Genomic DNA, 25,990 nt, shown 5'->3' with positions numbered 1-25,990 from the left:
GCCTTCTGAGAGACTGCAGCCCGATGCGGACTTACGATATTGCCTGGTCATCCATGATCTCTGACAGGGCTGCGCAAAGTGCCTTGATTTCCTCAGGTGTATGGTCCGAGGTGACACAAACGCGAATGCCGGCCTTCCCCTTCGCAACTGTCGGGAAGAATATCGCCGAGCCATAAATTCCCCGATCGAGCAGCGCCCGGGTCCCGTTGACGGCGCGCTCTTCGGTGCCAAGGTTCACCGTCCGAATTGGCAAGGGTGCTCCGCTCTGCTCTGTTGCCAACATCGAGTCCAAAAGTTCGATATTGGAACTGAGAGCCAGCTGTCTTCGCAAAAGCTCGTCGCTGCGGTGTATTGTCAACGAACCTGAAACTGCACCAATTGCCGCAACATTCAGTGACGCAGAAAAAGCGTGCGCGACAGCAAAACGACGGAATAGTTCTTCCTGACGCGCCGTACCAAGCATCAACATTCCGCCCGAGGCGCCAAAACCCTTTCCGAGCGACGCGGCTATGATAGTTCGCTCGCCGAGTTCGTTTCCGTATTGTGACCTCACAAATCCTTCACCGTTCTTCCCGCAGATTGATACGCCGTGGGCGTCATCGATGTAGAGAAACAGGCCATATCGGTCCTGCAAATAGCGCAGATCACAAATGGGCGCATTTCCACCCATCGAGTAGACGCCGTCGCAAATATAAGCCACAGCCCTGTTAGACCGGCACAACTCCTCCAATGCGTCTAGATCATTATGGGCCAACGTACGGACCTGCGTTTCCAGAGCGATTGTGCCCTTGTGAAATGCGAGCGTTGCGTGCGCATGGCGGTCAAAAGCCATCATCGGCCTGATGCCGCCGGTGAGGTGTCCGGAGGCGACGATAGGTAATGCTCCCATGTTCGCCGCCAGCACGGTTGTGTAGGTGATGACCCTCGCCTGGAAGAGATCTGAAAGCGAATTTTCCAAGTCGCGCAGGATTGCAAAATTCAGTCGCGTCCTTGCACATGACCAGTGCAGTGCCCGGTATTCCTCAATCGCCTTGATCGCGCCGTCTATGACGAGCGGGTGATTGTCGAGGCCCAGATATGAACAACGCACGAAATCAGTTATGCGCTGTGATGGAAAGCCGTCAAAAACGATGTCTACCTGCCTCGCAGCCCTTGGCCGCGCATATAGGGCCATCAAGCCCTGCTGGTGAGCCGCGTTGAAGTAGTCTTGCGCATGATCTATCAATCCCCCGGTGTTTCGGCTTGCGTGCTGCTGCGATTTGTCGGTCGACATTTCTCAGGTCCCCTAACCAAAAAGATGCATGCAGGATCGGCAAATTATCGCAAGTATCAACAAACGCTCTCGGAAGATTTTGAGAAATCTCTGTAAACCTTTGGCGTCATAAACCAGAACGGCGCTTACGCCGGCTGCGCGGCTACATCGATGGCGTAGCCGCTTGATCTCGCAGTTCTGATGATGTCGAAGCCCGCCGCTTTCTTCAGGTGCCGCCTGATACGGCCAATGTGAACGTCAACCGTCCGTGGTTGCACGTAAACCTCATTCGGCCACGCCGCTGTTATCAACTCGTCTCGACTGAACACTCTCCCGGGAGCCGTAAGAAGGTGTTCGAGCAATTTGAACTCGATCGGTCCCAAAGTGAGCTCGACGCCGCTAACCAAAACGCGTTTGCGTTCTGGCCAAAGCTCGATTTCGCCCAGTTTAAGGGATGCGTTTTGTGACGTTGTCGCGACTGGCTGTTGCCGTACAGGGTTTATGCCTTCGAGAAAGTCCAGCAGATGTGGCGGCCAGAATGGGCGGATCAGGCACTGATCCGCGCCTGCACGCATGAGTTCCATATAGGCTTCGGTGTCGCCGTTGGGAATGATGGCAAGTACTGGCAGTTTTTCCGTCTTGTCACACGATTTGATGCGTTGGCAGATGATGGCTGCCCCATGGTGATCGCGATCCACATCGAGGATCAGTCCGACGATGTCCGGCTGGGCAACTTTGTCGCCGATTTCGTTTCTATCGCAGAGAACCGCCCGCGTGCCCTCCGTAGAGAGAATGTGCTTGAGCATCGCAAAATAGTCCGCGTTCTCCGTAAGAATTGCGACTGCGGCTTTGGTTTCTATCCCGTGCTGCATCTCAGATCCTCAATACATAACGTCTGTTCGTAGCCGTCATATGATGTCACAAAAAATAATGCAATCACTGGTAGTCATTTATGTAAAATAGAATAATCAACAAATTATCCTCGATATTCCGGCAAGTCGCTTGAAGTCGGAGCGTATTATGTGACATCATAAAGATGCTTTCTTGAGGCCCATTGCGCTTTATGGGCGGGAAAGCCGTGACCTGATCGAATAGCCATGGGCGAACATGCAGGCGCTGCGCTCTGCATCTCTGAAACGAGCCTGAACGCCCGGCATATTCGTTGTTCCGCGCCGGGTGGCTCGGAGGTTACATGCGTAGTTGGAAAAGTACAGGCATTGCCGATAGCGCCGGCGATGACATTCTCACGTCTTGCGATGAAGCCGACGCCACGGCAATTGCCAGAGTGATTTTCGGTACAGATGCCGCGCTCGCCGTCGCCTTCAGTGCTATTGATGCACGCCTCGACGGGAGGGATCGCGATTTTCTTTTTTGGGCCAGAGTTTTTCGGTCGCTTACTGACGTATGAATTGTGCGCCGGATTATAATTTTGTGGCCGAATATCCTGCGGAGCGCACGGTTCTGATGACGTTATGGCCGTGTCGGTTCAAAGACCGTCTTATTTTGCCGATGTGAATGTCCACCGTACGCGGTTCGACATCGGCATCCTCGGGCCAGCAATTCCGGATGAGTTCGTCACGGCTGACGACCCTGTCTGTGTTTCTTGCAAGATACAACAGGATCCTGAAATGCAGGGGCGAAAGACTGATGTGCGTCTCACCCCGCCGGACCCGGACGGATGCAACATTGATTTCCACGTCATCGACAAAAACGCTGACATCAGTTGGTGCGGTTGTGTTGCAACGCAGGCCAAACTTGAGAAACTCAAGCAGGTTGCCTGGGTCAAAAGGGCGCCTGACCAGATAGTCAAATACGGATGATTGAACGCCGTCTATCTTTTTATTGTCAAGTGGGAAGCCGACAACTCGAATGTCGGGCTGTTCTTTCTTTATAAGAACCGCTGAGCGGAGCAGATCGTCCATTGCAAGGCAGATCAGTACCGTGCGGCGTTGTGGCTGACTATTAGCATCATCCGGTAAAAACATGTCGAGTTTCGGCAGCAGGTCGACGTCGTGGCCGGCCTGCTCGAGAATGTAACGCAAAATCAGGTAGAGCTCCGGGTCAGTCGTGTGGATTAAGATCGAGTGATGCACGAGCATCTCCCTTCGCTTTGTTTTCTGCGTCTGACAATTTGTGGGTTAGGCGGGCGTGTACTCGCCGCCGTTGATGTCTATGATCGCTCCATTGATGAAAGCGGCTTCATCGGAGACTAAAAAGCCGACCAGCCGTGCCACTTCTTCAGCCTCTCCTAGTCGCCCGGTGGGTATTCGTTTTGCTGCGTCGAGATTGACTGGCGTCGCCGCGGTTCCCGCCATTGGCGTCAAGATGCGACCCGGAGCGGCGACATTGATTGTAATCCCGTCGGCTGAAAATTCGCTGACGAGCGCACGGGCCAGGCCAGCGAGCCCGGCTTTTGATGCTGCATATGCCGCGCCGGCGATCATAGGCCGTGTTCGACCTGCGAGCGAGCCGATGAGGACAATCCGGCCAAATCCCATGTCGACCATACCTGGTAAGGCTGCTTGACAGCAGAGCATGGCGCCCGTCAAATTCACGTCCAGCACATCATTCCACTCGTCCAGGCCAACCGAGGTAAATCGCTTGGCCACACCGTCCGTTGCTTTCGGCGAAATGCCCGCGCAATAAACCAGTAGCGCAGTGGACGACCACAAGGTTTCGACATCGCGAAAGAAATCGGCAACCTCGCCTGGATTTCTGACGTCGCAACAACCGACCAATAGCTGGTTAGATGTTATCTCAGCCTCGAAGGACGAGCGCGCGGCCTTCGCCGCGCTTTCTGTCTGCCCAAAAACCGCGACCTTGTGGCCAATACCGAGTAAATGTCGTGCAACCGACAGTCCGATACCTGACGTGCCTCCGGCGACCACTGCGACTCGGCTCTGGCGATCCCTCGTCATGCCGCACTGTCCATCCGAGCAAAGAGAGAAAGTGCCGGGTGAGCTTCGGGATCGGTAATAACCTCTATCAGCAACGGCAACTTTCTTTTCTTGACCTTTTGCATATGGGCCTTGAGGTCCTGCGGTTGCGTGACCCGGACCGCATCGCATCCGCACGCGTGTGCAATCTTGACGTGATCGACCTCTGCAAAATGGCAGGCGGTTGTGTACCTTCCGAATTTTACAGTTTCGGCATCACGCTGGAAGCCAAGAATTCCGTTGTTCAGCACGATGATCGTGATCGGAATTTGCATGCGGACCAGTGTTTCAAGCTCGGCCCAGCTGTGCGCAAATCCCCCATCTCCCACCAGCGCTACAACATCGCTCTCAGGTGCGGCGACCTTGGCTCCGATTGCAAGGGGAACTCCCCACCCAAGTCCTGCAAGACCCCGGGGGGTGAGCACACGTGTCCTTTCGGAAGAAATTCTGAGTTGTCCGAGGACCCACATCGATGAATAACTTGCGTCCGCCACCACTGTGGTGTTTTCATCGATAACCCCCTGAAGCTCGGCCATAATCCGTTCGGGACGAAGCGGTGAGGCCTCAGAGCTGTAATAGACTCGGCGATCATCATTGAATTTCCTCCAGCTTTCCCGAAGACGGTTGCAGACGGCCTCTCGGGAAACGGTTCTGAGGCGCAAGTCACAAAGCCTGATCGTTTCGCGTAGGCCGGCCAAGGTCTCCCGTGCGTCACCAACAAGACGAATTGCCTCAAAATTTCGGCCGACCTCCTGTGGATCGGTATCTATGTGAATAATCTGGGCATCGGGACTATACTGGCGCCAGTTGTCTGTTCCATTCTGGTTCGTCCTCGTGCCGATTAAGACGACAAGATCCGCTTCGCGAACGATCTCGACCGTGTGTTGACCCAGTGACTTCGGACCGACAAGAGATGCCAGTACGCCTCCTGAAAGAGGGTGCCACTCATCAACTGCGCCCTTGCCCATATTCGTTGTGAACACAGGTATCGAGCATTCGTCCTGCAGCAGTCGCAACTGCTGGGCAGCCCCGGAGGCGTGGATGCCGCCGCCTGCTATCACGACAGGTGCGCGTGCGTTCGCAATCGCTTTCGCAGCGATATCAAGATCTTTGTCGGCGGGACGTGATCTGTCGAGCGGCCAATGGCCGAGATTGTTCGTTCTTCTCCTTGAAGGGGTAGTAGATACGGATCGCAAAAGATCCGCAGGAAAAAGCAGGACTGCGGGACCTGCTCTGCCAGACGAGGCGGCGGTGAACGCGGCATCGATGTAATCGTCTACCCGCTCTTCCACGGAAACACGACGAACCCATTTTGTGCATGACTGAAAGAGGCTGATGTGATCGAGGTCCTGAAACGCGTTCCGATCAGTCTGATCACGCTCCACATCCTGGACAAGTGCAACGACCGGGACGCTAGCCTTGAGTGCTTCAGCCAGCGGAGCAACCAGCAGCGCCGCCGCGGGCCCGTTCTGGGCTGCCACGATCCCGATTTTGCCCGAACGCCTGGCGTAACCATCGGCCATGGCGCCACCCATGTTTTCCTGACGATAGGCAATCTGCGTTATACCGATCTTTTCGGCCGCCAAAATGACCGCCGACGGAAGGCTTTGTCCAAAGATCACCTCCACATCATGGCGCCTCAACGCTTGGGCAATACGCTCAGCGACGGTTGTTTCATGAACTGCAGTATCCATTATGCGGCCTCCCAGGCATGTCGATCGAGATTTACGAGGAAATCGTCAAAGACGGAAACAATGTCACCCATGTCATTGTCCGTCATGGGCGTTGATAGCGACGCAGCGGCGCCGTAGGGCATCAAGATCCCATTGTTTGCAAAGTGTCTGCGCAGCAGTTTCAGAACGACGTCTTCCGAAGCTGTCGGAATGCTGTCCTGGTAAGAAGCCGGCGCCACTTTCTTGGCGTGTATTCGAAAAAGCGAAGCCGCTCCCGTCACGCTCAGATTTGCGCCGTGACGTTCGATGCGTGACCTCAACCCCTCGCGAACCAGGTTGCCCATATGTTCGAGACGTTGGAAAGCATCTTGCGTCAGGGCTTCCATCGCAAGACGGCCAGCGACCATCGACACGGGATTTGCAGAAAAGGTTCCGCCTTGCGTCAATGGTGCCTTGCTTCCTTGCTTGCCAAAGGCCGACATGATCTCCTGACGTCCACCGACTGCCCCTACTGGAAAGCCACCGCCGATGATCTTCCCCATTGTGACGAGATCCGGCTCCAGACCGTAGCGCGCTGACGCTCCAGCGAAGCCCTGGCGGAGGTTCAGTACTTCATCCGCGATAATGACGATCCCATGTTGCTTCGCCACCTTGTTGATTGTTGCGATGAACTCCTGTGTCGGCTCTATGAGACCTGCCCGGCTGGGCATCGGATCGATAAGAATAGCGGCAAGGCGCCCGGCATTCATCGCGATCTGTTGCTCCAACTGCGCGGGGCAGTTAAATTGGAGGAGCACGACGTCATCTATGACGCTTGCTGGCATGCCTGGATAGGCGGCGCGGGGCGTATTCGACGATGCGTGCTGGCCCGCCTCTGCCCAGTCATATGCGCCGTGGTATGCACCCTCCACCCGAGCGATTGCGACCCGGCCGGTCGTTGCTCTAGCGGCTTTGATGGCAAACATGACCGCTTCCGTTCCACTCGCGACGAAGCGGACCTGCTCAACAGCCGGAATCCTGCCTACTAGCAATTCGGCCAGATCGATTTCATGGTTCATCGGATTAGCAAAGCAACTGCCTGTTCTTAGTAGTCCGGCGATCGCTTCAGTTATTGGGGGATAGGCATGTCCGTGGATCAGGGTCGTGAAGTTATTGTTTAGATCCAGCATACGGTGTCCGTCGACGTCGGTCACAAACGCGCCTTCCCCGTAGGCAACAAAGATCGGGTGGGGATCCAGCTCAATTGTCGCGCGTGTGACACCGCCTGGAAAAACGGTGGAGGCGCGTTCAAAGAACGCGATGGACGTTTGCCGGTCGGTGGGACCTGTTAGCGGGGTATTCGACGATGACAGCATTGAACCATAAAACCCTTGTCCTGGAGGAAGACAGGCACACTGCGCCGGTCATTTGCAATTTTGTTGCAACAAAAATTTGATGAGTCAATATGTGACGTCAATTTTAAGTTCAGGTTATAATTAGTCTGTCACCGAAACGGCGTTGCGAAGTTTGCGGTAACCCTCCCTGATATCGTTCTCTATCGCCGCCCGCACACCGGCCGGGTCTTTGTCAATAAGAGCCTCAATCGCGACCATGTGATTGTGGACACCCTGGCGGTTTTGCGCGTACTCGGGGTAGAGGTTGAGAAGTGTAGGGCCAATGCGCGCCCACAGAGTTTCAATCATGCTGAGCAGGCCGGTCAGTCCGGATAGATTATAGATGGCAAAGTGGAATTCCTTGTTGTGCCACAGAGCATCGTGATACCGGCCCGCCGCTAAATTCTCGTTTATAACTCTTTGTATATCAATGAGTTTTCTATTTGTCGCTTCGTCGGGATTCCTTGCTCCGTATTCCGCGGCGGTTCCTTCTAGGGCGATCCTCGTAACGGTGATATCGCGTAATTCCGCCTTTGTGAGCGTCGGAACGATGAGCGTCTTGGGGCCGGAAAAAACAAGTACCGATTCGGTTGTCAGGCGGTTCAACGCGTCGCGCGCAGGCGTCGTGCTCACGTCGAGTTCGCTGGCTATCCCCCGGACAGTAAACTTGTGCCCGGGAGGGTAGCTGCCGCGGATCATTCTCTCCCGTAGCACGTCATAAACCATGCTTCCCATTCGCTGGCCTTGGGCGCCGGTATCGCTCTCATCACGTAAAATGTCGATCATTTTCCCCTCTTGTTCCGTTGACTCACCACATTTTTGATGTCACAAAAATGGAATGCAAAGTTTTTGCGAACGCTATGTGACATCATAAACGCTACTAGCATCTAATCTGTTACGCGTCGCTGGCTTGGCAAGATAATCTTGAAAGCTGCTCCGAGCACTCGTTTTCACGTTCGTCGCGGCATTAAAAAACGGAGGGGTGAGGTATTGATAGGTGAGACTCTAAATCTTGACGGGCTCGCGAAGAGCTATGGCAACGTCGTTGCAGTCGCTGGTGTTGACGTCCGCGTGGAGCCAGGCGAGTTCGTGTCAGTGCTGGGCCCATCTGGGTCAGGCAAGACCAGCGTCCTGACCATGATTGCCGGTTTTGAGCGTCCCACGGCAGGCAGGATCGTGATCGGCGACCGAGACGTGACCGACCTTGCGCCGAATAAGCGAAATATCGGGATGGTCTTTCAGAAATACGCGCTTTTCCCCCATCTCACTGTCCGTCAGAACATTGCTTTCCCGCTAAAGCTCAGATCGCGGTGGCGCTCCGGATGGAAGAAGCGGGCAGACGACATGCTTGACCTCGTTCACCTGGCCGGTTTTGCTGACAGGTTTCCTTCTGAACTGTCGGGTGGCCAGCAGCAGCGTGTGGCGGTCGCAAGAGCGCTTGCGTTTGAGCCGCCCGTTATGCTGATGGACGAGCCCCTCGGCGCGCTAGACAAGAAATTGCGTGAAGCCATGCAGTTCGAAATCAAGCGCATCCAGAGACAGGTGGGAGCAACCGTCCTTTATGTAACGCATGATCAGGAAGAAGCGCTGACGATGTCCGATCGCGTTGCGATAATGCAGGGCGGAAACATCGTTCAGATAGGGGCTCCTTCCAGTCTTTACCACGCGCCCGCAACCCGTTTTGTTGCTGATTTTGTCGGAAAAATGAGCTTCGTCGGAGGAGAGATTGTTTCTTTTGAAGACGACGGGATGCTCGTGCGATTGGCCGACGACGTATTTGTCCGGACCGCTTCTGTCGATGCGGCACGGGCGGCACTCCGGCTTGGTGACGAGGTAATTCTTGCCATGCGTCCCGAGAGGATCGCCTTGAAAAAACGAGGTCCTCGAGGTTTTGGGGCAATACCAGCTGAGATCGAGAGTCTTGCATTCGTTGGATCATTCCATGCGTTCATGGTCCGTCTGGACCTGCCAGGATCACCGCTGGTGGAGGTTCAGGTCGTCACCGGAAGTGAGGTAAATTTCCGCGCCGGCGATACGGTCGATCTCGTACCGGACCCGCAGGCTGTCAGCTTTTTTTCAAAAGAGGAGACGTCTGCGGCATGAGCGCTTCTTCACCCGCTTCCAGAGCACTCGCCAATTTACAAAGTGTGATGTGCTCTACGCCCTCTGCAAAAACATATTCCCATGCAGGCGCATTGCTTTTGCTTCTGCCAGCTGCACTCATGCTTTTGATAGGGTTCGTTTATCCTCTGGCAAGGCTCGTCGCACTCAGTATGCCGGACATGAGCCTCGAGCTGTACATCCGCATCTTTCGCGACCCGCTTTATCTAAACGTCCTGTTCTCCACGACGGTCGTGGCACTTGCGGTTATGTGCTGCTGCCTGCTCCTAGGCTTTCCTGTAGCCTACGCGATGGTCCGGATCAAACACCCCTGGGCCCTCATATTGACGGGATGCGTGCTCATTCCGCTCTGGACATCGGTCCTGGTCCGATCATATGCCTGGATTGTGCTGCTTCAGAGAACCGGCATTATCAACCAGGCACTTCTCTCGAGCAAGCTCATCGACGAGCCCCTGCACATGATCTACACACAGGGTGCGGTCATCGTCGCAATGACCCATGTCCTTCTTCCCTTCATGATCATGCCTATTTTTGCGGCACTGCGGGCTATCCCTCCGGAGTACGTTCAGGCGGCAATGAATCTTGGCTCAACACGATTGCACGCTTTTCGCGCAATCATTGTTCCTCTGAGCCTTCCTGGGATATTTGCGGGCTGCGTTATCAGTTTCGTTCTTGCACTTGGTTTCTACGTCACCCCGGCGTTGGTAGGGGGAGCAGGATCGCTCATGATGGCAACGCTCATCGGTCAACAGACGACTGTCCTGCTCGATTGGCCTTTTGCGGCTGCGCTCTCAACCTCACTGCTGGTCGTCACGCTTGCCGTCGTAATCATATTTCGAAGAACTCTTTCGCTAAGCAAGGGGCTGAACAGTGGCATCTGATAGTTCAACATTTCCGGTCCGGCCTTCTTTGGCGCGGCCACTGCGCAATGCCGTCGGACGGTATCGCAATATCGTACGGATCTATACCGCAGGCTTCTTCGTCTTCCTGATAACGGTATTCTTGATCCTGCCGACATTTCTCGTCATCCCGATGAGCCTGAATGACGGCAGCTACCTTGCGTTTCCACCGCAAGGCCTCACTTTAAAATGGTATAGGGCGTATTTCTCTGATCCTGACTGGATGTCGGCAACATTGTTCAGCCTGCAGGTCGCATTCGCGACAGCTATCGTGGCAACAACCATTGGCACGACAGCAGCGCTAGCGCTCGCAAAGAGCAGATTGCCTTTTAAGGGGCTTCTGCAGAGCCTTGCGCTTGGGCCAATGATCGTCCCGCACGTGGTTCTGGGTGTATCGCTTTACCTGGTGTTCTCACCGTGGAGAGTAACGGGGACGTTTGCAGGCTTTGTTCTCGCGCACACAGTTTTAGCCATCCCCTATGTCATGATCGTGGTGGGTGCTGCGGTGCAGAAGTTTGACCCTTCGCTCGAACTCGCGGCTCTCAACTGCGGCGCAAATCGATTCCAGAGCTTTTTCCTCGTGATGCTGCCTAATATTGGCCCGAGCGTCGCCGCGGCTTCGGTCTTTGCATTTCTTGCGTCGTTCGATGACGCGACGGTTTCGTTCTTCATCTCTGACATTGGCGGGAAGTCGATTGGACGCAAGATGTTCGAAGATATCGATTTCAATCTCACGCCAGTGATCGCCGCCGCGTCAACCGTGCTCGTCGCGATTTCGCTCGTGCTCATGACGGCGGCGCAACTTCTGACTACTCGAAGCAGACACTAACTCCACAGTAACTGAAGGGGATTTGAAATGATCAGATCGGATCAGACGCCGAAGGCTTGCCTGAAATCCGCGTTTTACGTGTTCGTCGCCTTTGCTCTCATGTTCGCTCTTGGGCTTGAAAAGGCGAGTGCCGAGCAACGTGTGGTCATTGCTACGACGGGAGGTACCTACGAAAAGGCCCTGCGTGAAGCGTGGTTCGAGCCCTTCACGAAAGCGACAGGAATAAAAGTCGTCACTGTTTCTGGAACAGATGCCGAGAAGCGGGCGAAGGTCACTGCTATGGTTCAAACAGGCAACGTCACCTGGGACCTCTATCTGGATGGCGAGATTCAAGCTGGATCCGACGCACACTTCGCCATAACGGAAGACCTGTCAGACTTTTGCAAGCAGTTCATTAACAGCACGGACCTGCTGGCCGACTCTTGTACGCGCGGCGGGGCAAAATTGCAGTCAACCTCCACCCTTTTGGCTTACAAACTGAATGAGAACGGCAGCAACCCTCAAACTTGGGCTGACATGTGGGATCTGGCGAAGTTTCCGGGTGCTCGAAGTTTTCCTAATTTTGACGATCCATGGCGAGTGTTGGCCGCAGCATTGCTCGCGGACGGAGTGCCGAGAGAAAAACTTTTCCCACTTGATGTAGATCGAGCATTTCGCAAGCTTGATGAAGTCAGGGACAGTGTACAGGTTTGGTGGAGGACGGGAGATCAAAGCGTTCAGGCGTTTCGCAATGACGAGTATCGCGTTGGACAGATCTGGTTGACGCGCGCGAAGGCCTTGAAAGCAGAAGGTTACAAGATAGGCTGGAGTTACGATGGCGCATTTCTTGTGGGCGATCGAATAGCGCTCGTGCGTGGCGCACCGAATCGGGAAAATGCGCTGAAGCTCATTGAGTTCTGGCTAAGGAATCCTGCGGTGCAGGCCAAAGCCTGCGAAACGCTTTCTTGCACTCCTCCAAGTCAGAAAGCGATTTCGCAGATGTCATCTGAGGCTCGCGCCACCCTCCCATCTGCGGCAGATGTTGAAAACCGGATCATCGTCCCTGATGCACAATGGATCAACGCGAACATGGGCATGCTGGTGCAGCGCTGGAACTCATGGATACGCTGAAAAAACCGAGGGAGCCAAGGCACCTTCCTTGAGGCTGCGAGCAGATGCGCAGACGGCTCTCTTTGGGCGCCTGCGCCGACCGCGTCACCGCATTCGCAAGACCACAGCAGAGCAAGAGCGGGTTCAGACGTCGCATCTCTCTTTTATGCAGAAGAGATTTTTGCGCGATGAACCCGTCATTGTGCAGTCCGCTGTCCGGATGGTGCCCGGCTCAGAAATGATCTAAGGGGCCGCGACATACACCGTCACGTTGATCATGTAGTTCGTCGGTCAATCCGGCCCCCTGGAGCCGCCATGACTGTCGGAAGGCTACGGCGAGTGTTTTTTGTGTCGGGTGCCATCTCACGCTCGGAACGGGAGGGGGGAGACGCCAGAGGGGAGGGCGACTTTACAGGCAGAAACGGTGCGGTCGTTTAGGCTGCGCGTCGAATATCGGTATCTAAACCGGTTGAGATCCGCCAGCATATCGGTCCATATAGGACGAAGCAGAGATCGAAGAGCCATGGTCCTTTCACTTTCCGGCATCAAGAAATCCTACCAGACAGCCGAAGGCATTATCCCGGTCCTGAACGGCGTCGACCTTTCACTTGAAGCCGGCGAAAGTCTTGCCCTGACGGGGGAATCCGGCAGCGGAAAGAGTACGCTTTTGCATCTGGCCGGCGGCCTTGATTTGCCCGACAGTGGCATTATCACGGTGAGGGGTCGGAAAATAACCGATCTCGACGAGGCCGGTCGAGCGAGCTTCCGACGCCGGGAGGTGGGCTTAATCTTCCAGCAGTTCAATCTCATTCCGAGCCTCGATGTCGGATCCAATATCTCGTTTCACGCCCGGCTGGCGGGCCGATTCGACCCGGTCTGGGAAAAAAGCCTGGTCGAGGCGCTGGGGATCGGAGAGCTGCTTGCACGCTATCCCGAACAGCTCTCCGGCGGTCAGCAGCAAAGGGTGGCGATCGGACGTACGCTTGCGGCAAGACCGCCCCTCATTCTTGCCGATGAGCCGACAGGTAATCTCGACGAGGCGACGGCTGATATCGTCATCGATATTATGTTGAGACTGACAAAGTCCGCGCAGATCACACTCCTCCTGGTGACCCATTCCAGCCGGCTGGCGGTAAAACTCGATCGGCGTATCGCGCTGAGTGGCGGGAAGGTTTCGCAATGAACTGGACCGCCTTCCGGGCGCTGCTCTCACACTGGCGCTACCGACCGCTTCAGCTTCTCACCCTCATTGTCGGCGTCACGCTTGCAACCGGCCTCTGGTGCGCGGTCCAGGCAATCAATGCCGAAGCCAGAGCAAGTTATGACCGGGCGGCCTCGGTCCTGGCGCAAAACCAGCTGGATCAACTGGTGGCAAAGGACGGCGGCAGAATTTCCTCGCAAACATATGCCCGGCTTCGAAGGGCAGGTTTGCACGTCTCTCCGATCATTGAAGGCGATTACAGGTTTGGTGCGACGCGTATCAGGCTTATCGGCATCGACCCCCTGACCATGCCATCCGACGGAATGGTGCCTGCACCATCTGATCCGTCCGGGCTGGTGGAATTCGTCCAGACGCCCGGACAGATGATCGTTTCGCCTGCAACGGCTGCCACATTGAAAGATACCTCTGGCCTTTCCCTTAAGGCACGAGCGGATCTCCCCGATGGCGCAGCATTTGTCGATATTTCCACAGCTGACCGCCTGTTGAAACGCAATGGTGAACTGAGCCGGCTTATCGTTTCGCCATCGCAAGACCCCGATCTTCCGACGATCGGAAACATAGCCCCTGAACTTTCCCTCGAACAGGCAAGAAGCAGGCCCGACGTCGCAAGCCTCACGGACAGTTTTCATCTCAACCTGACGGCTTTTGGTTTTCTTGCCTTCGTTGTCGGTCTCTTCATCGTGTATTCGGCAACGGGCCTGTCGTTCGAGCAACGGCGTGGGTCGTTCAGGACCATGCGGTCGCTCGGGGTCTCGCTTCGCTCCTTAACCGTGATGCTGGTTATCGAAACCGCGCTTTTTGCGCTGGTATCGGGAGCGCTGGGCGTTGTCGTCGGCTACGTTGTCGCATCGGCTCTATTGCCGGGCGTGGCCGCGACCCTGCGTGGTCTTTACGGGGCCAGTGTTGCCGGTTCACTCTCGCTGCGGCCTGAATGGTGGATCGCCGGCCTTGCAATGGCGCTGGTGGGGACCGGGCTCTCCTCGCTCCAACATCTCCTGCGCGTCTGGAAGATGCCGATACTGTCCACGGCACAGGGCAGGGCGTGGGCGATGGTGTCCACGAAAAGCCTCCTCCATCAGGCGGCCGCCGGGATGGTTCTGCTTTTTGGATCCGGCGCGCTTGTGCTGCTGGGTGGCGGGCTCATTTCAGGTTTCGCAGTGCTTGCAGCGCTTCTTCTGGGCGCTGCACTCATTCTTCCAACCTTGCTGGCACTGGGCATGAGAGCGGCCGAACACATCTCCGGACACGGACTGACCCGCTGGTTTTTCGCCGATACGCGCCAGCAACTGCCGGGTCTTTCCCTGGCGCTAATGGCATTGCTGCTCGCTTTGTCGGCCAATATCGGGGTCGGCACCATGGTCTCAAGCTTCAGGCAAACCTTTGTCGGATGGCTCGATCAGCGCTTGGCCGCAGAGGTCTATGTGACGGCCCGTGACGAGGCTGAAGCTGCGCGTCTGCGGCAGTGGTTTCCCCACCACGCAAGGGCGGTTCTACCCATCTGGAGTACGGAAGGGGAAATTTCGGGGCAGAAGGTCCGCATCTTCGGCGTCGCTGACGATGCGACATATAGGGATCATTGGCCGTTGATTTCGGGTGCGCCCGCAACATGGGACCAGATCGCGAGCGGGAAGGGTGCGCTGGTCAACGAACAGTTCTGGAGGTCAGGAAAGGCGTCGCCCGGCGCAGAGATAGAAATGCCAGGTGGCTGGAAAGCCCGCGTCGTCGGGGTGTTTTCCGACTATGGCAATCCGAGGGGCGAAATCATCATTGGTCTTGATGCCCTTGTCCAGCACTACCCGGACGTGGAAAAGCTGAGATACGGCCTTCGCATGGAGCCACAGGAGATTGCGGGCTTCAGACAACGCCTCATGACGGAGTTCGGCCTGCCCGAAGCCAATATTGTCGACCAGGTCTCGCTGAAACGGCAGTCTGCTGCAATCTTCGAACAGACGTTTGCGGTCACCGGCGCGCTTAATGTGCTCACGCTCGCGGTGGCGGGTTTTGCCATGTTTTCGAGCCAGCTAACGCTCGCTTCGCTTCGATTGCCGCAGCTTGCTCCTGTCTGGGCACTTGGACTTCGTCGCCGCGACCTTGCGATGCTGGAAGTTCTGCGAACTCTTGCGTTATGGCTTGTGACCTTCATTGCCGCCATCCCTGTCGGGCTGGGACTGGCCTGGGTTTTGCTGGCAATCATCAATGTGGAGGCTTTCGGATGGCGACTGCCGCTGATCCTGTTTCCGCTGGACTGGCTGAGGCTGGGTCTTGTTGCGCTGTTCGCCGCCATCATTTCGGTCCTGATCCCTGTTCGAAGGCTTGCTAAAACCGCGCCGGCCGATCTTCTGAGGATATTCGCCAGTGAACGCTAAAGCCGTCCTCCTGCTCCTTTGCGCTTCATGCACTTCCTTGCCCACGCCGGTCATGGGGCAAGGCTTTGCGGGCCTCGGGTCAAATGCCGAAGGCTTCAGCATTCCCACACGAGGCGTTGAACTCGTCTTTCCAAAAGACCACAAGGCACATCCCGGTTTCAGGATCGAGTGGTGGTACGTTACTGCAAATCTGCGGACGGCCGATGGACAGCGCATGGGCGTCCAATGGACACTCTTTCGTTCTGCGCTTGAACCTGTCGAGCGCCCCGGATGGTCCGACCCTCAAATCTGGATTGGCCACGCAGCCGTGACGACTGCGAGCCGCCACCATGTTGCCGAACGGCTGGCGCGGGGAGGCGTGGGACAGGCGGGGGTCAAAGGCGAACCCTTCGACGCCTGGATTGACAATTGGCAAATGAAGGCAGGAACTGACAATGCACGGGACGACCTCGATCAGCTTGATTTGAACGCCAGTGGCGAGAGCTTCCGATATCGTCTGAAACTTCAGGCCCACGGGCCTTTGGTGCGTCAGGGGGACAACGGCTACTCGGCTAAATCGGCAGAGGGCCAGGCAAGCTATTATTACTCCCAGCCATTCTACAGTGTCAGCGGCAGCGTCTTTCTTGATGGTGAAGCCCATGAGGTAACGGGCGAGGCGTGGCTCGATCGGGAATGGTCGTCGCAACCGCTAGCCTCGAGCCAGACGGGATGGGACTGGTTTTCCCTTCACCTTGCATCCGGCGAAAAACTCATGGCCTTCCGTCTGCGTGACGACAAAAGCGGCTACATCTCCGCCAACTGGATTTCCGCCGATGGCAGGCCGTCTCCCGTCGATCCGAAAGACGTCTTGCTCAGTCCGTTGCGGACCGCAGATATCAACGGAAAGAGCATTCCGGTCGAATGGAGCGTGAAGATACCCAGCCGTGGCCTAGACATAAAGACGAAGCCGCTGAACGAGAAAGCCTGGATGGCGACGTCAACCCCCTACTGGGAGGGGCCAATAGAGTTTGATGGAAGCACCTCAGGACAAGGTTATCTGGAGATGACCGGATATTAGCCTGTCCCACTGTCCCAGACGAGATATCGGCTGGAACGGTGCCTGAGCTTACAGACGCCGTCTTATTCGGGTAGGCGCGACACCCCGGACACGCTCCGAAGTAGCCGTCATGTGATGACAACCCATTGTTCGGCTTCGTCCCAGTTAGGAACAAGGCAACGCGGTGGATCGTGCATCTGCGGACCGAAGTCTTTTCCCTTGGTGCTCAATACATCGATGATGTTTTTTATGTTCTCGACCGGAACTGCGCTCGGCGCAGCCGTACTCGGGACAGGGGCTACCTAGGGTATCGGTGCACTGGCGCATACAGCAAAGCTGGGCTGGTCGGCATCGTCTATACCGCTACGGGTTACGACTAGTCTTTCTGCGATCGGTACCCAAGCTTTTCAGAAAGCGCGTTGGCAGTGGTGCGAAGCTCCTCACCAAGGCTAGCGATTTTTTCGTCGCTGGCTTCGCTGCGGATCAGACTGATTGCAATGCCGGCAGATGCGGCTCCCGAGTAATCGCGTATCGCTGCGCCAATGCAAAGCATACCTTCGCGGATCTGACCATCGTCGATGGAGTAGCCGCGAGCGCGCGTCAAAGCCAGTTCCTCTTCAAGCTGCGAAAGGCCAGCAACGCTCCTTGATGTCAGAGGCTGTGGAAACTGAGAGAACAGCATCCTCAATTCACCGGCCCCGAGATCGGACAGGAGGATCTTCCCGGTGGCCGTGAATGGCGCCGGCAGACGCATACCGATCCGAAACGTGTGTCCAAGCGGCTGGGCCGAGTTGCGACAGCCGATGTAAACGACTTCGCCACCCTCGCGGACGGTGAGGGTCACCGTGTAGGGATCGAGGTCGTGGCGCTGGGCGAGATGGTCGTTGAATGTCGATACGATATCGAGGTGCGATAGAAAACCATTCGCCCATCTGAGCGAGTGGGGTCCAATACGCAGGGTTCCATCGGCAGATCGCGCCAGAAGATCAAGCTCAGTCATCACCGCAAGCAAGCCATGCGCGCTGCTTTTGGGCAAATCCAGAAATCGTGTCAGCTCGGCGGCTGTAAGGTCCCGCGGCGAACCTGCCACAAGATCCAGAATACGCACGGCGCGTCTGAGTGCCGGTACAGTGTCTGATATTTGCGACGATTGTTGATCTTCAGCCATGCACCTTCCTTGACACACTTGGCCCCTTTGGCCCATAGTTCACTCTAATGATTCAAGTTCAATTAGTTGAACTTTAGTGCGGGAGAGGTCGATGATCAAGCTAAAAAATGCGGCGCTGTTACGTGATGCCTGCCTGGTGAATGGTCGCTGGCTGAAAGCTGCGGATGGCAAGACGATTGCGGTGGAAAATCCCGCCAACTCGATGATCATCGGTCACGTTCCTTCATTGTCGGCAGATGAGGTTGAAGCTGCAGTCGAGTCAGCAGGCAAGGCATTTTCCGAGTGGAGCCGCCGTGCTGCGAAGGACCGCGCTGCCATATTGCGTCGATGGTTTGATCTCATGGTGGCGAACGCTGACGATCTTGGTGCGTTGATGACTGCGGAGCAGGGAAAGCCGTTTGCGGAAGCAAGGGGCGAAGCCCTTTATGCGGCATCTTTCGTGGAATGGTTCGCGGAGGAAGCCAAACGTGTTTATGGCGATACCATTCCTTCGCCGACCACGGACAAGCGCATTACCATCCTGAAGCAGCCGATCGGTGTCTGCGCCGCGATCACGCCATGGAACTTCCCGGCCGCGATGATCACCCGCAAGGCGGCCCCGGCACTTGCCGCAGGCTGCACGATGATCGTCAAACCGGCTGAGCAGACCCCTCTCACCGCACTTGCTCTGGGTGTTCTCGCCGAAGAAGCGGGCGTTCCCGCCGGTGTCTTCCAGGTGGTGACGGGCGCCGCACGCGATATCGGCAAGGTATTTACCGAAAGCGACACGGTGCGAAAGATCTCCTTTACCGGATCGACCGAAGTCGGTCGTCTGCTGATGGCGCAATCGGCCCCGACGATCAAGAAACTGTCGCTGGAACTTGGTGGCAATGCGCCGTTCATCGTCTTTGATGATGCCGATCTGGATGCGGCCGTTGAGGGCGCGATCGTTTCGAAATACCGCAATGCCGGACAGACCTGCGTGTGCTCCAACCGGATCTATGTCCAGGATGGTGTTTACGACGCATTCGCGGAAAAGCTGGTCAAAAGGGTCGAAAGCCTGTCCGTCGGTGAGGGCACCGAACCTGGTGTTCTGATCGGTCCACTGATCGACCAGGATGCCGTGGCAAAGGTCGAGGATCACGTTGCTGATGCCCTTGGCAAGGGAGCAACGATCGTCACCGGCGGAAAGCGCCATGCTCTTGGAGGCACGTTTTACGAACCAACGGTTCTGACCGGTGCAACCCAGGCCATGAAGGTTGCCCGTGAGGAGACCTTTGGACCCGTCGCCCCGCTCTTTAGGTTCGGGACGGAAGACGAAGCGGTCGCCATGGCGAACGACACCGAATTTGGTCTGGCGGCCTATTTCTACACCGAGAATGTCCGCCGGACATGGCGTGTCGCAGAAGCGCTCGAATACGGCATGGTGGGCCACAATACAGGCCTCATCTCCAACGAAGTCGCACCATTCGGTGGCGTGAAGCAGTCCGGCTTGGGCCGCGAAGGCTCGCACTACGGCATCGATGAATATCTTGAAATCAAATACCTGTGCTCGGCCATCGGCTGAGATCACGCTGGGAGGATCAGATGACCATCAACCCTTTCGAATTCCGCACCGTTCCCTCCATGCAGGTTGCCTGGGGTGGCGCCCAGCGTCTTGGAGAGATTCTCTCCGGCAGGTTTCAGGCGCGCAAGGCGCTGCTGATTACCGATGCAGGTCTCATCAAGGCCGGCCTCATCAAGCCGATTGCTGACGCTCTTGCGGCGAGCGGCTTTAACGTCACCATCTTCGACAAGGTCGTTGCTGATCCGCCAGAGCACATCGTTGCCGACTGCGTCGAGTCCGCAAGGCAGATCGGAGTCGATATCGTCATCGGTCTTGGCGGGGGCTCATCGCTCGACATCGCCAAGCTCGTGGCTGTCCTTCTGATTTCCGACCAGACGCTTGCCGACATGTACGGGATCGGCAACGTAAAGGGATCACGCCTGCCGCTCGTGCTGGTGCCGACCACGGCCGGTACCGGTTCGGAAGTCACAAACATCTCCATCATCACCACGGGAGAAACCACCAAGATGGGGGTTGTTTCTCCGCAGCTTTACGCTGATTTCGTTCTTCTGGATGCTGAACTGACGGTGGGACTGCCGCAGGTCCATACGGCTGCCACCGGTATCGATGCCATGGTGCATGCCATCGAGGCTTACACCAGCAAACACAAGAAGAACCCGCTATCAGATGCTCTGGCGCGCGAGGCACTACGTCTGCTCGGTGCAAATCTGATCGCCGCCTGCAAGGACGGCACCGACCGGAAAGCCCGTGAAGGCATGCTGTTGGGTGCGACATTGGCAGGTCAGGCTTTCGCCAACTCACCGGTGGCCGCCGTCCACGCGCTCGCTTATCCGCTGGGCGGCCATTATCACGTGCCACACGGGCTTTCCAATGCCCTGATGCTGGGGCCGGTTTTACGCTTTAACGCGAAGGCTGCCGCGTCGCTTTATGCGGAGCTTGCCGACGTGCTGGGTGTTCCGGGTGAAGGGGATGCGGCAACCCGTTCGGATGCGTTCGTTCAGCATATGGAAACGCTGATGGACGAAAGCGGCGCGCCGCGACGTCTGCGCGATGTCGGCGTGACGGACAACACGCTCGCCATGCTTGCGTCCGACGCAATGAAACAGAGCCGTCTGTTGGTCAACAATCCGGTCGAAGTCCGCGAAGAGGATGCGCTTGCGCTCTACCGCGAGGCGTTCTGACCCATTTCTTACAGCAATATCTTCAGTCCCAAGGGAGGAAAACGAGTGACCGATATCAGACTTTACATGCTTCAGTCGGGTACGCTGAAATGCAAGGTACACAACATCAAGATGAACCAGGGGAACGGTGCGGACTATGAGATCCCCGTTCCGTTTTTCCTGATTACCCATCCTGCTGGGCACACCGTGATCGACGGCGGCAACGCGATTGAAGTTGCAACGGATCCGCGTGGCCATTGGGGCGGCATCTGCGATGTCTATTGGCCAGTACTGGACAAGGACCAGGGCTGCGTTGACCAGATCAAGGCGCTTGGTTTCGATCCGGCCGATGTCAAATATGTTGTGCAGTCGCACCTGCATCTCGATCATACCGGCGCCATCGGTCGCTTCCCCAACGCAACCCACATCGTGCAGCGCTCTGAATATGAGTATGCCTTTACGCCCGACTGGTTTGCTGGCGGCGGCTATATCCGCAAGGACTTCGACAAGCCGGGTCTGAAGTGGCAGTTCCTCAACGGTACGCAGGACGATTATTACGACGTTTACGGCGACGGCACGCTCACCACGATCTTCACGCCCGGTCATGCGCCCGGCCACCAGTCCTTTCTGGTGCGCCTGCCAAACAGCAAACCGCTTCTCCTGACGATCGATGCTGCCTACACACTGGACCACTGGGAAGAGAAGGCTTTGCCTGGCTTCCTTGCCTCGACCGTTGACACGGTCCGGTCTGTTCAGAAGCTCCGCACCTATGCCGAAAAGCATGATGCGACAGTCGTCACCGGCCATGACCCTGACGCCTGGGCGAACTTCAAGAAGGCTCCCGAATTTTACGCGTAAATAGAACGCGCAAGTCAACGGCCAGATACGGCGAGGTTGCATGCAGCCTCGCCGATTTTTATCATATGAGCCAAGGGCACCGAGCCGAGCGGGACCGTGTATTTCGGCGCATCGGCCTTTTCCGGATATACGCCTTCGTTCAAGTCGCTCGCGTTGTCGCTTCGAATGCCTGAAAGCTATCCTCTAGCTGCGCGAGTGTGCTCATACGACGTTTTTCGCCCCGGCGTTACGTTGAGCCATCAGGGTTCCGGCTGACAATTTGCCAATACCGGATGGCTTAGAGTAAACTTGTCTTTTTGGTCCAAACTGTCTGCAAATGGAGCAGATCATGGCGCTCACTTAGCGTTCCCCACGTGTCGGGCCAGCCATGCTCCCCAAAACAGGCTTGCAAAAAACCGAAGCGGTTCGTTGAAACCAACGCCTTCCAGCAATGAAATGACCTCGTCTTCCGATCGGGGTGGCTCCGCACCCTGCAGAATCTTGCCCATTTTGGCCTGGACCTCTTCTGGCCCGGCGCCGTTCATACGCCAGCGTGCTGCCCATGCTGCCATGAGCAGGGGCTGCGACGCATACGCCCGATAATTCCCCGCCACAATCAGGGGCGCGTCAGGATACAGCCGCATTGCAATCTGCGCCAGAACATCCTGCTTTGCGGCGTTCCCTGGCAAATGGTGCAGCACGCCGATCATGATTGCAGCGTCAAACGATGGAGCTCTATCCAGATCGGAGACGGTTCCGAGGACGGTCTCCACCCGGTCAGACACTTCGGCCCTGACCAGATGATCGCGTGCAAGGTTGAGCATCGGTGCTGAAGGATCGACGGCGACAAAGGACCATTGCGGTTCCAGCCGAGCGGCGGCGATGATTTCGCCCGCCGTACCGCCGGCCCCGACAACCAGAACCCGTGCCGCCGTTCCTTCGCCCAGAGCTGCCGACAGCATGCAGGCGGAAAGCTCGTGGCAGGCGTCATATCCGGCCAGCGCTATCCTGCTCTGTCGTGCGTATTCCCCTGCGCGGGAGGCGTCAAATTTAGCTGCAGAATCCTGTGTCATGCTGTCTCTTGTCTGTTTAGACGTGCTGGCGTGCTTCGCTCAAGAAGGATACAAGATTTGCGATCAGGAAAGGGAGGAAATACATGACTGAAAGTTCAGATTCCGGGCGAAAACATGATCGGTTGACGGCTTTCCTGAAAGCCTTTCATCTTGGCGCATCACGTTGCGATTGTGCTGAAGCCGCTAACCTCCTGATCATCAATGTCCATGGCGCAGGTGAACCGACCCATCTGCTTTATCGCGCCAGATCCACGGCGTCGCTGCCGGATGGCGCAGCTATATGCGCTGGCGCCACAGTGGATTTTGGCGGTAGTGCCAATCCGTTGGTCGGTGCACTGCCAGACGAATTGTGCCTTTCACTGGCCAACGAACCGGAATTGCGCGGTTTGTGTCAACTGATGGTGGCCGAGGTCGAGGTCGCCCGCTGTGGTGGCGGTACTATCGAGGCGCGTCTATGCGAGATCATCGTCGTGCTTGCGATCCGCAAGGCAATAGCGATCGGCACGGTCGATGCGGGATTACTGGCGGGTCTGGCGCACCCCGCACTGCATCCCAGCCTTGTGGCCATACATGACAATCCGGCGCGAAATTGGCGGATTGCGGACCTTGCCGCCATAGCGGATATGTCGCGCGGACAATTCATTTCCACCTTCACGCAAACCGTTGCCCAGTCGCCTATCGCCTACCTCAATGGCTGGCGCCTGGCGCTTGGACGAGCAGAACTGCGCGCCGGACGAAGTGTCAAATCGGTCGCCACCGGGGTCGGCTTCGGCAGCGCCGCCGCATTTTCCCGCGCCTATTCCCGCAAGTTCGGCTCACCGCCGGCCCAGAGCAAACCACGACCATGAGGCAGAGGATATTAGTTCCCGACAGTGCTCCTGCCCTCTCGGCCAATACTGAGGCCACTTTCCAGGGCACGACCGCCGATGCTCGTGTCGAGTGGCACAATCTGGGAGAGTTTCCCAGAGGAACGTTCGATTTGGCGACCGTCATGTTTCTCACACGAGACCTTGGGGAAGCTGCGAGCGCGGCATAAGGACGGAGCGCAAGGCAAGCTTTTAGATTAGTTGCTCGCGGCAGCTTTTGGGCGTTGGCGTTCTGGCGCCAAACGGCCAGAATGGGATCGGGTCTGGCAAGCTGGCAAAGCGGCTTCAATCGGTCGTTCGGCCCGCATTAAGTTCACGGAAGCTTCCGTTCGCTAAACCAGCCGATCCTCACAGACGCATCGGTTCACCTTTGAATGCGAGCTAACTAATGGCGTCGACGAGGCGACCCATCGGTTCCTCTTCAGGCGCGCGATCGACTTGCGCGAGAACGCGGAAATGGCAACGCTGCTCTATTGCATGCGTCGCTACCTTTACAGCTAAGGCCCCCCCGCGATGATTGCTTCCGGGAAGTCAGCCCGCATAGTGAACGGCGATAATGGGGCGGCTCCGGCCAGTCGGCAAAGCGCCTTCGTGTCGGTCACAGAGGCCATCATGGGACGCGCCTGAAAGCAGGCAACGCTTCGCAGCGGCGTAACACGTCACCTGTGCGCCAGAAGCGGTCATTGGCGCACAAACACTCGCCAAGCCATTATAAAAACCATTCATGGCAGCGATAAAGGCGGCACGGTGGCTTCCGTGGCTTGGAAGGGATATCGTCATTCCGATCACGTCAATCTAGCCTACTCAACACGCCCGACCTCGTGTAGCGTCGGAATGGGCAGTAAAAGGTTCACCATGTCGCTCCTCGATCCCGACGCAATCCATCCCATCATCCTGCCTGACGGCAGGGTTTATTCGGACACGGTGTATCTAAAGAACGTCGTCGACCATCCTCGTATCGAGGTCGGCGAATACAGCTACTTCACGCATTCTGGAACCCCAGAAGAGACAGCCCAGATACTGGCCCCTTATCTCGGTCACACATGTCGCGAGCGGCTGCTGATCGGCAAATTTGTACAGATTGCTAAGGGTTGCTACTTCATAACCAGCTCGGCCAATCATCCGATGACTGGTTTCACGACATATCCATTTCGAATCTTCAAGCCCGAGACGTTTGGCTACAAGGAACTGCCGGTCAAAGACACGGTCGTCGGTCATGACGTTTGGATCGGCCACAACGCGGCTATCATGCCTGGTGTGCGCATTGGCGCGGGTGCTATCGTGGCCGCAGCCTCGGTCGTTGCTCGCGATATCCCGCCTTACGCCGTGGTTGGCGGCAATCCCGCTACCGTCATTAGGATGCGTTATCCCGCTGAGGTGATAGATGCCTTGCTTCATATTGCTTGGTGGGACTGGCCAATCGAGAAGATTGAAGCCAATTTAGCATCTCTGAGTAATGGTGACCTTGACGCTCTCAAAATCGCCTAGCGCCGGGCTCGCCATCTCGTAATGTTCGCAATCGGCCCAAGGCTGTCATGTCGCAGAAGCGCCATTTGGGGACCTTGACGGTAGGACATCCCGCCGTATCCTCACCCGCAGTTGCAACGGGGTGACCGCCATGGCTGAGGTAACAGAACACACCATAGATCGGGGCGATGGCGCTCGTGTTCAGCTATTCCAGGCGCGTGCTTCGGATCGACGAAACGGAGCGATACTGTTCGTTCACGGTAATCAGGGAGGACTTCTTTTAGGTGGACAGGAAGCGGTCGAAGATGGATCGCTCGTACGGTTCTCCTCGCGCCTCGGCATAACAGCGGCCGCCGTATCGCAGCCTGGTTTCGGCACATCGGACGGACCAGCGGATTTCTGCGGACCGTCGACACAGAAAGCGATTGTCGCGGCGTTGGATTTCCTCAAGCGGCAGCCATCGGTCGATCCAGAGCGTATCGTACTTTATGGCAACAGCCGTGGGGCTGTCGCCTCTGCCATGGTGGCAACCAAGGTGGCCGATCTCAAAGCGATCATACTGACGGGAGGCGTCTATGACTTGAGAGACGCCTACAAGACAAGTGCACGAGGCCTGCAAGAGGCTATCCGAAACGAAGCAGGTATCTCAGACGAGGCCTTCCTGGATAGATCCGCACTCTATCATGCTCATAGCATCCGATCAGAAACCCTACTTCTCCACGGCAAATATGATGATCGTGCATCGGTCGATCAGGCTGAACGATTTTCCGAGGCTCTTGCAAGGTCGGGGGTCCCTGTACGTTTTCACGCGCTTGATGGCGGTCATCGGCTTCCCCGCGATCAGGTCACTCCCATTCTCCGCAATTTCCTTACCCGAGTGTTCGCACCGATGGCGACTATTCATTGATGGTCGTCCGCTTAGGGCCGACTGCCGTCTTCCGCTTTGCGCCAATTGCGGCCGTTTTGCAAGCTCGTTTCAAGGTTCAGCCGAAGTAACCCGATATGCCATTCCCAGCGATCGCGGAGCAGTTTCTTTGAAGCCAAATTTTTCGTAGAGTTTGTTCGCCGGAACGTCGG

Annotated in this window: 23 protein-coding genes and 1 pseudogene; 14 read left to right on the top strand and 10 right to left on the bottom strand. The window is 56.6% G+C overall.

Annotation, left to right across the window (positions count from 1 at the left end; genetic code table 11):
• Positions 1–31 precede the first annotated feature (31 nt).
• A complete protein-coding gene (locus ACQZ45_RS17840) occupies positions 32–1,273 on the bottom strand; it encodes an 8-amino-7-oxononanoate synthase family protein (RefSeq protein ID WP_448742392.1) in 1,242 nt (413 codons plus the stop codon).
• Between the two features lie 125 nt (positions 1,274–1,398).
• Positions 1,399–2,124: a response regulator transcription factor gene (locus ACQZ45_RS17835; protein WP_111783709.1), complete on the bottom strand. Its 726-nt coding sequence runs from the start codon at positions 2,122–2,124 to the stop codon at positions 1,399–1,401.
• 320 nt (positions 2,125–2,444) lie between these two features.
• Between ACQZ45_RS17835 and ACQZ45_RS17830 the strand changes: the two genes are divergently transcribed.
• A complete protein-coding gene (locus ACQZ45_RS17830) occupies positions 2,445–2,660 on the top strand; it encodes a hypothetical protein (RefSeq protein ID WP_041694754.1) in 216 nt (71 codons plus the stop codon).
• A gap of 13 nt (positions 2,661–2,673) precedes the next feature.
• Here ACQZ45_RS17830 and ACQZ45_RS17825 read toward each other — a convergent pair whose 3' ends face one another.
• The 5 genes from ACQZ45_RS17825 to ACQZ45_RS17805 all read right to left on the bottom strand — a co-directional run bounded on the left by ACQZ45_RS17825 (position 2,674) and on the right by ACQZ45_RS17805 (position 8,020).
• On the bottom strand, positions 2,674–3,351 hold the full coding sequence (locus tag ACQZ45_RS17825; RefSeq protein WP_111783710.1) for a response regulator transcription factor: 678 nt from the start codon (positions 3,349–3,351) through the stop codon (positions 2,674–2,676).
• Positions 3,352–3,390: 39 nt separating this feature from the next.
• On the bottom strand, positions 3,391–4,170 hold the full coding sequence (locus ACQZ45_RS17820; RefSeq protein ID WP_111795136.1) for an SDR family oxidoreductase: 780 nt from the start codon (positions 4,168–4,170) through the stop codon (positions 3,391–3,393).
• Complete coding sequence (locus tag ACQZ45_RS17815; protein WP_013637369.1) at positions 4,167–5,882, bottom strand: acetolactate synthase catalytic subunit; 1,716 nt, start codon at positions 5,880–5,882, stop codon at positions 4,167–4,169. The genes ACQZ45_RS17820 and ACQZ45_RS17815 overlap by 4 nt, the downstream gene beginning before the upstream one ends.
• Entirely contained in the window at positions 5,882–7,216 is a 1,335-nt protein-coding gene (locus tag ACQZ45_RS17810) for an aspartate aminotransferase family protein (protein WP_013637370.1), read from the bottom strand. Before ACQZ45_RS17810 ends, ACQZ45_RS17815 begins: the two co-directional genes overlap by 1 nt.
• Positions 7,217–7,336: 120 nt before the next feature.
• A complete protein-coding gene (locus ACQZ45_RS17805) occupies positions 7,337–8,020 on the bottom strand; it encodes a GntR family transcriptional regulator (RefSeq protein WP_448742391.1) in 684 nt (227 codons plus the stop codon).
• A 204-nt stretch (positions 8,021–8,224) separates the two neighbouring features.
• Between ACQZ45_RS17805 and ACQZ45_RS17800 the strand changes: the two genes are divergently transcribed.
• The 7 genes from ACQZ45_RS17800 to ACQZ45_RS17770 all read left to right on the top strand — a co-directional run bounded on the left by ACQZ45_RS17800 (position 8,225) and on the right by ACQZ45_RS17770 (position 16,817).
• On the top strand, positions 8,225–9,337 hold the full coding sequence (locus tag ACQZ45_RS17800; protein ID WP_013637371.1) for an ABC transporter ATP-binding protein: 1,113 nt from the start codon (positions 8,225–8,227) through the stop codon (positions 9,335–9,337).
• On the top strand, positions 9,334–10,236 hold the full coding sequence (locus ACQZ45_RS17795; RefSeq protein WP_448742390.1) for an ABC transporter permease: 903 nt from the start codon (positions 9,334–9,336) through the stop codon (positions 10,234–10,236). The genes ACQZ45_RS17800 and ACQZ45_RS17795 overlap by 4 nt, the downstream gene beginning before the upstream one ends.
• Complete coding sequence (locus ACQZ45_RS17790) at positions 10,226–11,083, top strand: ABC transporter permease (protein ID WP_013637373.1); 858 nt, start codon at positions 10,226–10,228, stop codon at positions 11,081–11,083. Before ACQZ45_RS17795 ends, ACQZ45_RS17790 begins: the two co-directional genes overlap by 11 nt.
• Positions 11,084–11,110: 27 nt before the next feature.
• Entirely contained in the window at positions 11,111–12,193 is a 1,083-nt protein-coding gene (locus tag ACQZ45_RS17785) for an ABC transporter substrate-binding protein (RefSeq protein ID WP_060642125.1), read from the top strand.
• A gap of 502 nt (positions 12,194–12,695) precedes the next feature.
• Positions 12,696–13,355: an ABC transporter ATP-binding protein gene (locus ACQZ45_RS17780; protein ID WP_019565700.1), complete on the top strand. Its 660-nt coding sequence runs from the start codon at positions 12,696–12,698 to the stop codon at positions 13,353–13,355.
• Positions 13,352–15,760 carry an ABC transporter permease gene (locus ACQZ45_RS17775; RefSeq protein WP_162688317.1) on the top strand — a complete coding sequence of 803 codons (2,409 nt, stop codon included), beginning with the start codon at positions 13,352–13,354 and terminating at the stop codon, positions 15,758–15,760. Before ACQZ45_RS17780 ends, ACQZ45_RS17775 begins: the two co-directional genes overlap by 4 nt.
• Positions 15,750–16,817 (top strand): lipocalin-like domain-containing protein, encoded by a 1,068-nt coding sequence (locus ACQZ45_RS17770; protein ID WP_111808670.1) that lies wholly within the window; start codon positions 15,750–15,752, stop codon positions 16,815–16,817. The genes ACQZ45_RS17775 and ACQZ45_RS17770 overlap by 11 nt, the downstream gene beginning before the upstream one ends.
• A gap of 355 nt (positions 16,818–17,172) precedes the next feature.
• Here ACQZ45_RS17770 and blcR read toward each other — a convergent pair whose 3' ends face one another.
• Positions 17,173–18,000, bottom strand: a complete 828-nt coding sequence (gene blcR, locus ACQZ45_RS17765) for an IclR family transcriptional regulator BlcR (protein ID WP_111808668.1) — start codon at positions 17,998–18,000, stop codon at positions 17,173–17,175.
• A gap of 55 nt (positions 18,001–18,055) precedes the next feature.
• Between blcR and ACQZ45_RS17760 the strand changes: the two genes are divergently transcribed.
• Genes ACQZ45_RS17760 through attM form a run of 3 tightly spaced genes read left to right on the top strand, consistent with a single transcriptional unit; the run spans position 18,056 to position 21,528 of the window.
• Positions 18,056–19,510 carry an NAD-dependent succinate-semialdehyde dehydrogenase gene (locus ACQZ45_RS17760; RefSeq protein ID WP_111795140.1) on the top strand — a complete coding sequence of 485 codons (1,455 nt, stop codon included), beginning with the start codon at positions 18,056–18,058 and terminating at the stop codon, positions 19,508–19,510.
• 20 nt (positions 19,511–19,530) lie between these two features.
• Positions 19,531–20,691 (top strand): iron-containing alcohol dehydrogenase, encoded by a 1,161-nt coding sequence (locus tag ACQZ45_RS17755; RefSeq protein ID WP_019565705.1) that lies wholly within the window; start codon positions 19,531–19,533, stop codon positions 20,689–20,691.
• A 45-nt stretch (positions 20,692–20,736) separates the two neighbouring features.
• Entirely contained in the window at positions 20,737–21,528 is a 792-nt protein-coding gene (gene attM, locus ACQZ45_RS17750) for an AttM family quorum-quenching N-acyl homoserine lactonase (protein ID WP_003517310.1), read from the top strand.
• 335 nt (positions 21,529–21,863) lie between these two features.
• Here the strand turns inward: attM and ACQZ45_RS17745 are convergent, their stop codons facing one another.
• The gene (locus tag ACQZ45_RS17745) at positions 21,864–22,580 is read right to left on the bottom strand and encodes a class I SAM-dependent methyltransferase (protein WP_111791112.1); all 717 of its coding nucleotides are present in this window, start codon (positions 22,578–22,580) and stop codon (positions 21,864–21,866) included.
• A gap of 83 nt (positions 22,581–22,663) precedes the next feature.
• Here ACQZ45_RS17745 and ACQZ45_RS17740 point away from each other — a divergent pair, with 83 nt between their 5' ends.
• From ACQZ45_RS17740 to ACQZ45_RS17730, 3 genes are all read left to right on the top strand, one after another.
• Complete coding sequence (locus ACQZ45_RS17740; protein WP_060642116.1) at positions 22,664–23,428, top strand: AraC family transcriptional regulator; 765 nt, start codon at positions 22,664–22,666, stop codon at positions 23,426–23,428.
• Between the two features lie 873 nt (positions 23,429–24,301).
• On the top strand, positions 24,302–24,934 hold the full coding sequence (locus ACQZ45_RS17735) for a CatB-related O-acetyltransferase (RefSeq protein ID WP_448742389.1): 633 nt from the start codon (positions 24,302–24,304) through the stop codon (positions 24,932–24,934).
• A gap of 130 nt (positions 24,935–25,064) precedes the next feature.
• Entirely contained in the window at positions 25,065–25,820 is a 756-nt protein-coding gene (locus ACQZ45_RS17730; RefSeq protein WP_111795143.1) for an alpha/beta hydrolase family protein, read from the top strand.
• A 69-nt stretch (positions 25,821–25,889) separates the two neighbouring features.
• Here the strand turns inward: ACQZ45_RS17730 and ACQZ45_RS17725 are convergent.
• Positions 25,890–25,990: pseudogene (locus ACQZ45_RS17725) on the bottom strand (GNAT family N-acetyltransferase); the annotation flags it as partial.

The organism is Agrobacterium sp. 16-2014-1-2a (assembly GCF_053522705.1).
This window is presented reverse-complemented; position numbering and strand designations above follow the sequence as displayed.